This is a genomic window from Acinetobacter calcoaceticus ANC 3811 (assembly GCF_000399665.1).
GTDB classification, from domain to species: Bacteria; Pseudomonadota; Gammaproteobacteria; order Pseudomonadales; family Moraxellaceae; genus Acinetobacter; species Acinetobacter calcoaceticus_B.
Window position 1 is genome coordinate 2,670,415 of sequence record NZ_KB976986.1, and the last position, 12,621, is coordinate 2,683,035.

13 protein-coding genes are annotated in these 12,621 nt (G+C 36.9%); 5 read left to right on the forward strand and 8 right to left on the reverse strand.

What is annotated here, in order from left to right; translation table 11 throughout:
- Positions 1 to 51: 51 nt before the first annotated feature.
- From F935_RS13775 to F935_RS13790, 5 genes are all read right to left on the reverse strand, one after another.
- Positions 52 to 582, reverse strand: coding sequence for a peptidoglycan hydrolase (locus F935_RS13775; protein ID WP_035366529.1), 531 nt, complete (start codon positions 580 to 582; stop codon positions 52 to 54).
- 293 nt (positions 583 to 875) lie between these two features.
- Complete coding sequence (locus F935_RS13780; RefSeq protein ID WP_016139457.1) at positions 876 to 1,919, reverse strand: lysozyme inhibitor LprI family protein; 1,044 nt, start codon at positions 1,917 to 1,919, stop codon at positions 876 to 878.
- Positions 1,916 to 2,038, reverse strand: coding sequence for a hypothetical protein (locus F935_RS18565; protein WP_080645777.1), 123 nt, complete (start codon positions 2,036 to 2,038; stop codon positions 1,916 to 1,918). Before F935_RS18565 ends, F935_RS13780 begins: the two co-directional genes overlap by 4 nt.
- 91 nt (positions 2,039 to 2,129) lie before the next feature.
- On the reverse strand, positions 2,130 to 3,044 hold the full coding sequence (gene lpxO / locus F935_RS13785; protein WP_016139458.1) for a lipid A hydroxylase LpxO: 915 nt from the start codon (positions 3,042 to 3,044) through the stop codon (positions 2,130 to 2,132).
- Positions 3,045 to 3,217: 173 nt separating this feature from the next.
- A complete protein-coding gene (locus F935_RS13790) occupies positions 3,218 to 4,222 on the reverse strand; it encodes a hypothetical protein (protein WP_171068114.1) in 1,005 nt (334 codons plus the stop codon).
- 390 nt (positions 4,223 to 4,612) lie between these two features.
- On the opposite strand from F935_RS13790, the gene fadB reads away from it, so the two are divergent.
- Both fadB and fadA read left to right on the forward strand, forming a co-directional pair.
- Complete coding sequence (gene fadB / locus F935_RS13795) at positions 4,613 to 6,766, forward strand: fatty acid oxidation complex subunit alpha FadB (RefSeq protein ID WP_016139460.1); 2,154 nt, start codon at positions 4,613 to 4,615, stop codon at positions 6,764 to 6,766.
- 12 nt (positions 6,767 to 6,778) lie between these two features.
- A complete protein-coding gene (fadA, locus tag F935_RS13800; protein ID WP_016139461.1) occupies positions 6,779 to 7,951 on the forward strand; it encodes an acetyl-CoA C-acyltransferase FadA in 1,173 nt (390 codons plus the stop codon).
- Between the two features lie 49 nt (positions 7,952 to 8,000).
- On the opposite strand, the gene F935_RS13805 is transcribed toward fadA, so the two are convergent.
- Positions 8,001 to 8,492 (reverse strand): hypothetical protein, encoded by a 492-nt coding sequence (locus F935_RS13805; RefSeq protein ID WP_016139462.1) that lies wholly within the window; start codon positions 8,490 to 8,492, stop codon positions 8,001 to 8,003.
- Positions 8,493 to 8,770: 278 nt separating this feature from the next.
- Between F935_RS13805 and F935_RS13810 the strand changes: the two genes are divergently transcribed.
- The gene (locus F935_RS13810) at positions 8,771 to 9,487 is read left to right on the forward strand and encodes a YidX family protein (RefSeq protein ID WP_035366291.1); all 717 of its coding nucleotides are present in this window, start codon (positions 8,771 to 8,773) and stop codon (positions 9,485 to 9,487) included.
- Positions 9,488 to 9,557: 70 nt separating this feature from the next.
- Here the strand turns inward: F935_RS13810 and F935_RS13815 are convergent, their stop codons facing one another.
- On the reverse strand, positions 9,558 to 10,202 hold the full coding sequence (locus F935_RS13815) for an RBBP9/YdeN family alpha/beta hydrolase (RefSeq protein WP_035366293.1): 645 nt from the start codon (positions 10,200 to 10,202) through the stop codon (positions 9,558 to 9,560).
- A gap of 71 nt (positions 10,203 to 10,273) precedes the next feature.
- On the opposite strand from F935_RS13815, the gene F935_RS13820 reads away from it, so the two are divergent.
- A complete protein-coding gene (locus F935_RS13820; RefSeq protein WP_016139465.1) occupies positions 10,274 to 10,639 on the forward strand; it encodes a MerR family transcriptional regulator in 366 nt (121 codons plus the stop codon).
- Positions 10,640 to 10,660: 21 nt separating this feature from the next.
- Here F935_RS13820 and F935_RS13825 read toward each other — a convergent pair whose 3' ends face one another.
- Positions 10,661 to 11,419 carry a hypothetical protein gene (locus F935_RS13825; RefSeq protein ID WP_016139466.1) on the reverse strand — a complete coding sequence of 253 codons (759 nt, stop codon included), beginning with the start codon at positions 11,417 to 11,419 and terminating at the stop codon, positions 10,661 to 10,663.
- 178 nt (positions 11,420 to 11,597) lie between these two features.
- Between F935_RS13825 and F935_RS13830 the strand changes: the two genes are divergently transcribed.
- A complete protein-coding gene (locus tag F935_RS13830) occupies positions 11,598 to 12,299 on the forward strand; it encodes a DsbA family oxidoreductase (protein WP_003654526.1) in 702 nt (233 codons plus the stop codon).
- Positions 12,300 to 12,621 lie beyond the last annotated feature (322 nt).

Genomic DNA, 12,621 nt, shown 5'->3' on the forward strand with positions numbered 1-12,621 from the left:
CAAATTTGGAAACAGATTTAGATATGTCCCGACAAACTATGTCGTACTCGCTTAAGAATCGAGACGATAGTAGCTATATTTAACATCTTTTTCTTTATATACCGCATAGGTTTTTTGGCGAAAATCTGAGAACCAGCCATTCCCTGTATATCCCGCAATATGACCATATGTGTGGCCACTCGTCCGCTCAATAATATAAATATCGCCTTCTTGAGGACGATTAAAAGCAGGTTTAATTTTCTTATAGCCATTCTTCTCAAGCGTATGCCCCCAGTCTGAAGCTGCTACTGGATGCTTAGACACATCAGCGCCTGCTGCTTGTAAAGCAATGCGAATATTTTTGGCACATTTCTCTTTACTATGGTCGGCAGACATACTTTCAAGCTTACTTGAGAACTTATGCAAATTAATATTTTGATCTTCAGATTGATGACTTTTCGTATCAGTTTTTTTATGCTTTTCAGTTGTCGAAGCTGTTTGTCTTAACATCACTTTCATTTTTAAATCATCTTGAGAACTTTCTTCTTTTCTCTCTTCGATATGATGAACATGTGCATGAACTGCGTGATGAGCATGAGCCATTTTAAAACCTACTTCCGCTAACCAGTCTTCGAAAAAACCGCGCCATTGTAGAATCAAAATTGCTCTTTGGTTTTTAATAGTTGTAACAAATTGCCAGCACTGTGAAGTGAGTCACAAAATCTATTAAGTACTGTACAGCATAAAAAAACGCCCTTTCGGGCGTAATAAAACTATTTATTTATCTACAATTACAGGGTCAAAGATTTACTTACAAAATCAGAATACTTGCCTGCAATTGATCAATCCCATCCATTTTAAATACGATTGACCAAGTATTTATAGAGAGTTCCAGATTAATTTAAATTATTTAAATAAACCGTTCGCTCTATAGTCTTTTGGATAAAGCACTGTGTATATTGCATCTCTTGGTTTTGCTTACTCATTTCAGCAGTCCAGTAATTCGATTGTTTCTGATAAGTTTCTAAATCTTTTTCAGGAATTTCATCAACACTTTTTTGTGCTAGTACCTTACACTCAACATCACGTTTTTTAAACCAGTCCGATTGATCTTGTTTAAATTGAGTTTTTTTCTCGGCACTCAATTTATCCCAAGTCTGATTTAAGCGTTCCACTTGCTTAGCTTTGTCGCTATCCAATTCTTTTTTACGAACATCCATGGCTTCCTGAGCTAAAGAAGTCTGCTCTTCATTATTTTCCTCAGACATTTGTCGATTTTCTTCAATAGTTTCTTCAAGCGACTGATTTTCTTTAACATAAGCTGCATATTGCACAGCTTTGGTTGCAACAAAAACCACACCCTCAATCACAGTATTTTGACTTGGCAAGTCAAACACCAAACCCTCTTTATCTGTTTTTGTGATGTTATAGAAAAATTCACCTTTCAATTGGTCATTTTCAAGGGTTAAAGGTGAATCACTATCAGAAAAATGGTCATTGAGCGTACCCGATTCGTCATCAGAGTGACGCTGTTCTTCAATATATGCTTTTTCCGCACGCTTTTGTAAACCTTTAGGAAATGAAATGACCAATTGGCTTTCACAACTTAATTGCGTATTTTTTTGACTATCGTCTTCTAAAGGTAAAGTGCGAATACTTTTAATTTCAAACTTCAAACCTTGATTAATTTTATTAAGGATATCCTCATCAACCTGATATTGACTTTGTCTTAAACTGCGTTCGATTTGTTTCAAATACTCTTTTTTCAATGAGGTTTGAATCTGATTCAAATTCTCAGGATGCGTACAGCTCCAATCCGAAATTGCCTCAACTTTATCTGTTTTTGATTTTGGTTCTGGCTTAGATTTTCCACATCCAGTCAATATTACTGCTGCACTGAATGTAGCTATTACTAAAGCTTGTTTCATCACCGTATTCATTTATATTCCACACAATTTTTTAAATTTATCAAGCACAAGAAAGGTATATATTTACCAGTCGCATTATCATCCCAATAATTAATATAAAATTCACCTAAAATTTTAAATAAAAAAACTATCCGCTCTAATAATCATCTTTTTTAAGTGCGGAAAACTAAATACAAATTATTTAAGTAATCAAAATAAAAAACGCCCTTTCGGGCGCTTTAATTAAAATATATATGGACGAACAAAAATCAGGAAGAAAATTCCCAACATCACAAACCATTTTAAGAAGTAATATAACTTACGGTTTTTAGCTTTTAATGCTTTGGCTTTAATACGAATTTGGTAAACATAACCAAAAACTTTATTTAAACTACCTGTTTGGTCACCTGTTTCATTCGGAGAACTTGCCGCTGTCATGACTTTACGACCAAACCAATGATTGAAATGTTCCATCCATTTCACTTTCATTGGACGTTCAACGTCTGCAAAGAAAATAATACGGTTTTGATCAGTCTTATTTTCCGCATAGTGAATATAGGTTTCATCAAACACGACACTTTGACCATCTCGCCAAGAGTATCTTTCACCATCAACATCAATAAAACAACGGTCATCATTTGGTGTAATTAAACCTAAGTGATAACGCAGCGAACCTGCATATGGATCACGATGTCTTACCAAACGGCTGTCGGGTGCAAGTTCGGTAAACATTGCGGCTTTAATTGTTGGCAATGTTTTAAGCAGTGCTGTGGTTTTCGGGCAAAGCTCCGCAGCAGACGGATGACTCGATTCGTACCATTTTAAGTAAAAACGCTTCCAACCTGTTTTAAAGAACGAGTTAAAACCTAAGTCGTTATAAGTACTCGATGCTTTGATCCCACCTTGATCATATAAAGCTTTCGCTTCATCACGAATCATTTCCCAACTTTCATCCAACACTTTTAAATCTTTAAAATGCTGAGTGTCGATATAAGGCTGATTTGGCACCTTTGAAAAGATGTACATTAAAAAGTTAATCGGCGCGAGCAAGGTTGAATGGTCAAAAAATTGGCGATAAAATGAGTGACGCACTTTACCGCGATGTTGGATATACAAGGCTGAAATGATAAAAATCACCAATATGATCCACTTAATCATATAGTTACTCGCTTTTAAACATCTTCAAGAATATTTCGAAGAAATTTGAAATTGGCAGGAATAATAACAAACTCTCAAAGAAAATTCAGACCTAGATCACCACGTATTATTTTTTAATAAATAGAAATCTCAAAAATATTCATTCTTGAGATTTCCTAAACTTAGCTTTTTAATTAGTTTTGATATGCTTGCCAATTTAATGCATTCAGAGAAGCAAGTGCCCTTGCAGCAGTTTCATTATAGACATAACAACCCGATTTCAATTGTGCAATTCTTAACTGAGCAAAACGAATGCGTTGAGGATCATTGACATTTTTTAAGTATGTTTCCCAATGCTTAACTTCTTGATCAGCCGTCCAACCAATATTACCTGTATAAGTTGCTGTATATGGCTTACCTTGATATTGCACCGCCACACTTTCATCCGCAGCAAAACCTAAACTCGTATCATAAATTGTAGTCCATTGAACCGTTTGCCATGTTCCCTTAACTGCTTTATATGAAAATCCGAATGGATTAGTTTGATTTAAACGATTAAGATACGGACCATTTTCCGCATCGAATTCCTCAAAACTTTGGTTAATTTCATAATCTTGACCGACATTAAATGCAAATGACTCTTGATTAGATTTTTTTGAAATTAAACGATAGCAACTACTTCCTTCAGGAAATTTATTCTGTCCATAAGTATTAAGAAATATACGTCCATAGGTCGTAGTCTCATTATTTACTGGAAACCCTGCTGCACGATAACCAGGTAAAACAGCATCAAACATGTTTTGACCAGATAAATTAACTCTTTGAAATTTCCAATCCTCTTTAACATCACCAATGAGATCTAGTGTCCAATCTGTTAGCGAATTAAAATTCATGACATTGATTGCTTTATCAGTAGGGAAATAGAGTTTTTTCTCTGTTAACAAATACTCACCTAAAGCTTGATTAGAAGAGCCATCCGTTGATTTTTTATTAAAAATTTCAAAATAAGAAATATTTAATTCATCTGTTTCATTCGCATTGTAATCCATAAAATAATAACGGGTACCATTCGCAATAGAATCTTGTGAAGTACCACTTTGATTATTATTCGCTGAATTATTATCACTAGAACCACCACCTCCACATGCACTCAACATAAAAGGAAGGATAGCCAGAATCATAAATTTATTTTTTAACATAATACATACTTTATTGAACATTTTTATAACACAAAGTTTATCCAAAGATAAAAAAATAGACAATACTTTCTGTCTAATAATTCACAAAGAACCTTATTTTTTATTACCAGTTCAAAAATTAAAGTAATCAGCTATCTGCTAGTTTTTCTCACTTCATATTAGATTCCAGCTAGAAATCAGTTTTTAAATAAAAATGTATTTTTCATATATATAGTTCAAGAAAGTTGTTTAAAAAAAATTGATGACCCTTGCGTCACGGCTTGATACAACTTGTCAGGTTTTTTTTAGATATAGTTATCGTAAGATTAGCGAAGCATAAATGTGTACCAAAGCTGTGCACACGCTTCATAACATCAACTTAGAAGTCCTCCAAAACCAAGGAGATCAGGCATGATCCACGCTGGCAATGCCATTACCGTCCAAATGCTTTCGGACGGAATTGCAGAATTCCGCTTTGACTTACAAGGTGAGTCGGTCAATAAATTTAACCGTGCAACAATTGAAGATTTCCAAGCTGCTATTGCTGCGGTAAAAGCAAATAATGATATTAAAGGCTTAGTTGTTACCTCTGGCAAATCAACATTTATTGTTGGAGCAGACATTACCGAGTTTGGTGAAAACTTCGCTCAAGGCGAAAAAGCGATTGTTGACTGGCTTATGCCTGTTCACGAAATCTTCAATAGCTTTGAAGATTTAGAAATTCCAAAAGTTGTTGCTATTAACGGTATGGCGTTAGGTGGCGGCTTTGAAATGTGTTTAGTGTGTGACTATCGTGTGATGTCAGAAGCTGCACAAGTGGGCTTACCGGAAATTAAACTTGGTATCTACCCAGGTTTTGGCGGTAGCGTACGTTTAAGCCGTGTTATTGGTATCGACAACGCGGTTGAATGGATGGCAATGGCTGCTCCTAAAAAACCAGCTGCTGCACTAAAAGATGGTGCTGTAGATGCGGTTGTAGCTGCTGATAAATTACTTGAAGCTGCAACTGATTTAGTGAAGCAAGCAATTTCTGGTCGTTTGAACTGGAAAGCAAAACGTCAAGAAAAACTTGATGCTGTAAAATTGAACCCACTTGAACAAATGATGGCGTTCAACACAGCAAAAGGTGCTGTACTTGCTAAAGCAAATCCTGCTCAATACCCTGCTCCAAAATTATTAATTGATTCATTACAAGCGGGTGCAAGCCTTACGCGTGACGAAGCATTAAAAGCGGAAGCTGAAGGTTTTGCAAAAGCTGCGATTACTCCACAAGCTGGTGCATTGATTGGTTTATTCCTTAATGACCAAGTTGTTAAGAAAACTGCTAAGAAACATGAAAAAGGTGCTCATCCTGTAAACCAAGCAGCTGTACTTGGCGCTGGTATCATGGGTGGTGGTATTGCTTACCAAGCGGCAAGCAAAGGCACTCCAATCATCATGAAAGATATTGGTAACCCACAACTTGCATTAGGTATGTCAGAAGCGAACAGCTTGTTAACTAAACAAGTTGAACGTAAGAAAATGAAACCTGCGCAAATGGGTGAAACCCTTGCACGTATCCGCCCTACTTTAAGCTACGATGAGTTTAAAGAAGTTGATATCGTGATCGAAGCGGTTACAGAAAATCCAAAAGTTAAAGAAATCGTTCTTGCAGACACTGAAAAGCATGTTCGTGAAAACACGATTATTGCGTCTAACACGTCTACAATTTCAATTACGCGTTTAGCGAAAGCTTTACAACGTCCTGAAAACTTTGTAGGTATGCACTTCTTCAACCCAGTTCACATGATGCCACTTGTAGAAGTCATTCGTGGTGAAAAGACTTCTGAAGAAGCGATTGCAACGACTGTAGTTCTTGCTCAAAAAATGGGTAAAACACCAATTGTTGTAAATGACTGCCCAGGGTTCTTGGTAAACCGCGTATTGTTCCCTTACTTTGGTGCGTTTGACCTTCTTGTAAAAGACGGCGCAGACTTCCAGCAAGTTGACAATGTAATGTCTAAGTTTGGCTGGCCAATGGGTCCTGCTTACCTCATCGACGTTGTTGGTATCGACACGGGTGTACATGGTGCAGAAGTCATGGCTGAAGGTTTCCCAGACCGCATGAAGCCAGACTACAAAGGTTCAATCCAAGCAATGTACGAAGCTAAACGTCTTGGTCAAAAGAATGACGTTGGTTTCTACAAATACGAACTCGATAAGAAAGGCAAGAAAGCAAAAACTGTTGATCCAACAGCATATGAAATCATTGCTCCTTTCGTAACGGGTGAAAAACGCGAGTTTGATAACCAAGAAATCATTGACCGCATGATGCTTGCTTTCTGTAACGAAACAGTTCGTTGCTTAGAAGACAACATCGTTGCAACTGCTGCTGAAGCAGACATGGCAATGATTATGGGTGTAGGTTTCCCTCCATTCCGTGGTGGTCCATGTCGTTATATCGACCAGACAGGTGTTGCTGAATATGTTGCGCTTTGCGACAAATATGCACACTTAGGTAAGGCTTATGAAGCGCCACAAATGTTGCGTGACATGGCTGCTAACAACAAAAAATTCTACGGTTAAGGAGCAACGTGAATGGCTACTTTAAATCCACGTGACGTTGTCATCGTTGATGGCGTACGTTCTGCAATGGGTAAAACCAAAAACGGTATGTTCCGCAATGTACGTGCTGACAGCTTATCTGCTGAGTTAGTTCGTGCACTCGTTGCTCGTAACCAATTTGACACCAATGAAGTTGAAGACCTGATCTGGGGCTGTGTAAACCAGACTTTAGAACAAGGTATGAACATTGGTCGTAACATCGGCTTATTGGCTGATTTACCAAAAACTGTAGCAGGTCAAACTGTAAACCGTCTTTGTGGTTCATCTATGCAAGCGCTTCATACTGCTGCTGCACAGATTGCAACAAACCAAGGTGATATCTTCATTATTGGTGGTGTAGAGCACATGGGCCACGTAGGTATGATGCATGGCATCGACCTGAACCCTGAAGCATCTAAACACTACGCTAAAGCATCTAACATGATGGGCTTAACTGCTGAAATGTTAGGTCGCATGAATGGCATTGGCCGTGAAGAGCAAGACGCTTTTGGTGTTGAATCTCACCGCCGTGCTTGGGCTGCAACACAAGAAGGTCGTTTTAAAAACGAAATCGTTGGTGTTGAAGGTCACGATGCAAATGGTTTTAAAATCCTTTGCGACATCGATGAAGTCATTCGTCCAGACGCAAACCTTGAGTCGTTCAAAGCATTACGTCCTGTATTCGACCCGAAAGGTGGTACGGTAACTGCAGCTACATCTTCAGCTTTATCTGATGGTGCTTCTGCAATGTTGCTTATGTCTGCTGAGCGCGCACAAGCATTAGGTTTAAAACCACGTGCAGTGATTCGTTCTATGGCTGTTGCAGGTTGCGATGCTGCAATCATGGGTTACGGTCCAGTTCCAGCAACTCAAAAAGCGCTTAAACGTGCTGGTTTAACGATGGCTGATATTCAAACTATCGAATTAAACGAAGCATTTGCTGCTCAAGGCTTATCAGTAATGAAAGGCTTAGGTGTTTATGACAAGCAAGACCTCATTAACTTAAATGGTGGTGCGATTGCGTTGGGTCACCCACTAGGCTGTTCTGGTGCACGTATCACCACTACGTTGTTAAACGTAATGGAACAACAAGATACTCAAATCGGTCTTGCGACGATGTGTATCGGCCTTGGTCAAGGTATTGCAACGATTATCGAACGTGTTTAATTCTTAAATACTTCGTAAAAAAAAATCCCCGCTTATGCGGGGATTTTTTTTAATGACCTTGAAGGCCATCTTGAATTTTCTGTTGTAAATTTATGATGTCAGTAATATTCACTTTCATCGTACCTTCACGATAAGCATCAACATTACTTCGGTTAATTTTTAGAGGCTCTAACATCTTAAAAATACCATTGGTTGGATCAGAAGACTGTATTCCACCCGCTACCGCTAAAATATATTGTTGTAAGAATGGAGAAAGTTGAGACAAATCAGGTTGTGCCATAACTGGCTGATAATCTACGGTCGCCATGCCTTCAGGGACTAAAGCATTCTGCATATCGTTATGAATTTTATACTCACGGTGCTGCAAAGCCTGACGCACTTTTTTATCTTCTTGGAAAGGTACAAATCCCACCTCTTCACGTAGCTCAGATTCAGCCATAACGCGAATTGTTGGTAAAGTAGCCACTTCTTCTGCTTGAACAGTCGGTAAACCCATAAAAGCAAGTGCAGCAATGAAGGCTGATTGTTTTAGAAAGTTCATAACTTGCTCCAAAATCAGTCACCCTATTTCAACTAAAAGATGATGATTAAATTAAAAGTATCTATAAATAGGCTACAACAAAGTCGAATTTGATTCAGTAATGCTCAGATAAACGGTAAATATAATTAAATTTTTTAATGTAATAGTAAGGGACTTTATAAAAATATTTTAGAAATTAGTCTGAATGTGGCTAAGTCAGATCATATTGTTAGATTTAAATACTACGATTTTTTGTTTATAGTCAGCTTTTTATAAATCCCTTGAATTCAACAGAAATAATGAACTTTAAAATATTAAATCAGAACATTCTCATGAGCTGCCTACTTGTCAGTTTCTTTCTCACTGGTTGTGCAAGTAATCGAATTATTGGTGAAAACACGCGAGAGCTATTTACAAAATATGACTCAGGCCATGAATGGATGACTTTAGTTGAAGATGATGTAATCGCATTTGGTAAACCATCAATATCTCTTCCTAATGAACCAGAGGACAGTGTTGTCATCGCAGGGAAAAAATATAGTTATGTCATTAATAAAGGCGGTAGCGATTTCATTCAATTAATTAGCCAGCTAAATCCACAATATATTCAAATAAGTAATGAGTTAGATTTTAATGCCCCAGCTTCGAATAGTAACCATTTTTACGGACATATTAGATTTTCTTACACCCCACTTAATGGAAAATTGAACGAGAAAGAATCAGCTTTATTTAAAAAATATGGTGTAGTGCCATGTGGCTGTGCAAAGAAATTAGAACCGCATAAATTTGATTTAAATCTTGAAGGAACTGTTTATCCTCCTGTAAACAATCTTAAAACAATAACCCCTTTATCTAAGCCATATCACGTTAAAATCCAATATCTTCATGATAAAAGCGGAAAAGTGCCCTTATCAACTAAAGAGAAGCTAGCAAATTTACCCCTGCTTCCATTTACCTTAACTTTCGATATTATCGCTTTACCTGCGAAAGTCATGGGCATCATTTACCAGCCTTAATAGGCTACGCATAAAAATTACAAATTTTCAGACAGAATTTAAAATTCCCCGCTCAATACGGGGATTTTTATTAATCATTTAACATCTCTTTTAAAGAGCCGACTAACTGCGGAAATTCCGTATAACCTTCCCTTCCTAAAAAATGCCCGCCATTAGGTACTGTAATGTACGGCGCATCAATTTCTTTCGCCAATTGAATCGTCAGTTTTGGTGGAACCAAATCATCATTATCAGATAAATACACCAGCTTTTTCTTTATGCTCTTAAAATAATTCGTATCGATTTTACTCTTCGTTATATAACTATTAAGAACGGAAGAATCTGAAATGAAACCAGAGAATCCGGATACTAAAATCATTCCTCCCATGTTTTGATAATCATGTCGTTGCAAAAAGTGCAGCAAAGTAATAACGCCTAAACTGTGTGCAATAAAATAGGTCTTTTCATCCACAGTAGGGATCTGTTGATCTAAAACTTTCTGCCATGCTTCCACATCCGGATGTTCAGAATCTGGAAATGGGATTAAAGTAACGGTTGTATGTTCATCTTCTATTTGATGTTTTAGATCTAAAAACCAGTGATCGTCGATAGAAGCAGAGTAACCATGAAGTACAAATATTTGACGCATGTTGTTCTCCCGAAGTTCAATTATTTTGGCATTTGCAACAAATGACATGAAGCCGAATAACACCAATAAAATGAGTTTTCTAATCATGAAACAAGTACCATTTTGAAAGATATAAACATGCTAAACTATGACACCACTGTTAAGGTCAACCCTATTTTATGAACCTTGCCAAAGTTGCCGAACTCACAAAAGTAAGCCCTCGTATGCTGCGTTATTATGAGAGTTTAGGGCTTATACAGCCTCATCGGGCGAGTAATAACTATCGAAGTTATACGCACAAAGATATTGAAAATATTAAAAAAATTAAAATATTAAATGATGCAGGAATGAATCTAAAAGACATTCAGGCTTTGCTACCTTGTTTTGATTTAGATGAACGCGTATTTACGCTATGTTCAGTAGTTCAAGAAAAGCTGCAAACTGAGCTCATGCACGTGTCCCAGCAGTTAATCAAACTACAATCTTCTCAAAGTTTATTACAATCTTTTTTAAGTAAAGGAAAAGCCGAGAGCACCAATCCATAAATTTTGATGCTCACGTTCAATTTATTCTTTTAAATCTCCCTCTAATGCAGCTACGTTCCTTTTCTTAATTTTTTCAACTTTTGCATTCAGCTTTAAAACATCTTGGTAAAGCTGGTTAAATTTTTTGACCTGGGCATTTTCATGAAAAAGAATCATTTGGTCTTTCTTTTGCCATGGATAGTTTTTTAGAAGTTTAAACATTTCTTCTGCTTTATCTAAAATTTGCAGTTCAATCATAAAAATTGCGTGATCTTGATCCGCCTTTTGTTGAGACCCCAATTTCATTTCCAGCAATTGCCTCATCTCTGCATCCACAGATAATTCCTGAACTTTTGCTAAGAAAGTTTTATGAATTTTTTCATATTGAGTTTGATATTTATCTGAAGCCGTACGAACATCGGCTAACATTTTTTCTGTTTCCACATACTTCTGTTTTTTATCAAGATCTAAACGATCAACATTTAAAAAAGTATCCCACTTGGCTGCTTTTAATTCTCTTAAATATTCATTACGCGCATTTATATTTTGAATCCAATAACTTAAGAGAAATTCTGAAATTTGCTTATAGTGACCTGCCAAACGTTTATCGTGAATATCGAGTTGGATGGGTTTAGACCAGTCTTGTGCTTGGTCATAAAGCTGGTTCATTTTTTCAGTCATGACCACATCAAACATTTGGCTACTGTCTTTGGCCTGTTGCTGTTTGATATGTTGATAGGTGAAAAAAATAATACTCGTGATAACAACCAGACTTGCAATTGCAATCAAAACTCGGCGCATACACACCTCCTATTTCCCTTCTTATAGTTTTGCTCTTTATAGTTATGAAATAGAGCTTATATCTTCTTTATATGCCATTTATTTCACAATACGCAACACTCTATTCGCTATTCAAAGCTTTAAATCCTTGGACATCATCCCTATTATGATGGGTAATTAAAATTTATGAGATTCTCCCATGCGTGTTGATGTCTGGTCTGATGTAGTTTGTCCTTTCTGTTATATCGGCAAAAAACGCCTTGAACATGTAGCTGCTGAAGCAGGTATTGAGCTTGAAATTCACTGGCATAGTTTTGAATTAGATCCTGATGCGCCAGCAAAACATGACACATCAAATACAGAACGTTTGGCTAAAAAATACGGCCGTACCTATGAAGAGATGGAAGAAATGGAGCGCAATATTGCGGCCATGGCTGCCTCTGAAGGTATTGATTTCCAATGGCAAAAGGCTAACTCTGGCAATAGTTTCAATGCACACCGTATTATTCACCTTGCGCAAAGCAAAGGCTTAGGCAACCAAGCAAAAGAAGCTTTTTTCCATGCTTATATGACCGAAGGTTTGGCAATTGGTGAACGTGAGGTTGTTGAAGAAATCGCTTCTCGTATTGGCCTTGATAATGCCGAAGTTGAATTTGTATTAGATACAAATGAACTATCTGACTTTGTTCGTCATGATGAAAAAATTGCGAAAGAACAGTTAAATGTTACTGGCGTGCCATTTTTTGTATTTGACCAAAGAATTGCGCTCGCAGGTGCTCAACCACGTGAAGTCTTTTTAAATGTTTTAGAGCAAGCACAGCTCAAAGCAAATGCTGAAGAAGTTGAACAGGATGATGCGGCTGTTTGTAATGATGAATCATGTGATATTCCACAGAAATAAATCAGCACAATTAAAAGTGTGATTAAATCGTATGTTTTATCACCATTTTAGCAATAGAGCGTTCTAAAAAAAGAACTATCCAATTGTTTAAAATCAGTTTATCATTGCCGCTTAGAATATTCGCGCTGTAATGTTCTGTTTTTTATGTGTTTAATGATCGGAATTTGAAGTTTCCTTGATCTATCATCCCCCTTAACTGGGGGATTTTTTTATGTAAAAATAATCGCTACTAGCTTAAACTTTTTAATTTATTTCAAATATGTAAGAAAAGTTAAATTTACTTAACTTTTGTGTCGCCCTCTTGATTTTATTAGAAAAATCA

Coding starts and splice junctions, on each gene's coding strand:
- F935_RS13775 (WP_035366529.1), bottom strand. CDS start 582: ATGGCTCATGCTCATCACGCAGTTCATGCACATGTTCATCATATCGAA.
- F935_RS13780 (WP_016139457.1), bottom strand. CDS start 1,919: ATGAATACGGTGATGAAACAAGCTTTAGTAATAGCTACATTCAGTGCA.
- lpxO (WP_016139458.1), bottom strand. CDS start 3,044: ATGATTAAGTGGATCATATTGGTGATTTTTATCATTTCAGCCTTGTAT.
- F935_RS13790 (WP_171068114.1), bottom strand. CDS start 4,222: ATGTTAAAAAATAAATTTATGATTCTGGCTATCCTTCCTTTTATGTTG.
- fadB (WP_016139460.1), top strand. CDS start 4,613: ATGATCCACGCTGGCAATGCCATTACCGTCCAAATGCTTTCGGACGGA.
- fadA (WP_016139461.1), top strand. CDS start 6,779: ATGGCTACTTTAAATCCACGTGACGTTGTCATCGTTGATGGCGTACGT.
- F935_RS13805 (WP_016139462.1), bottom strand. CDS start 8,492: ATGAACTTTCTAAAACAATCAGCCTTCATTGCTGCACTTGCTTTTATG.
- F935_RS13810 (WP_035366291.1), top strand. CDS start 8,771: ATGAACTTTAAAATATTAAATCAGAACATTCTCATGAGCTGCCTACTT.
- F935_RS13815 (WP_035366293.1), bottom strand. CDS start 10,202: ATGATTAGAAAACTCATTTTATTGGTGTTATTCGGCTTCATGTCATTT.
- F935_RS13820 (WP_016139465.1), top strand. CDS start 10,274: ATGAACCTTGCCAAAGTTGCCGAACTCACAAAAGTAAGCCCTCGTATG.
- F935_RS13825 (WP_016139466.1), bottom strand. CDS start 11,419: ATGCGCCGAGTTTTGATTGCAATTGCAAGTCTGGTTGTTATCACGAGT.
- F935_RS13830 (WP_003654526.1), top strand. CDS start 11,598: ATGCGTGTTGATGTCTGGTCTGATGTAGTTTGTCCTTTCTGTTATATC.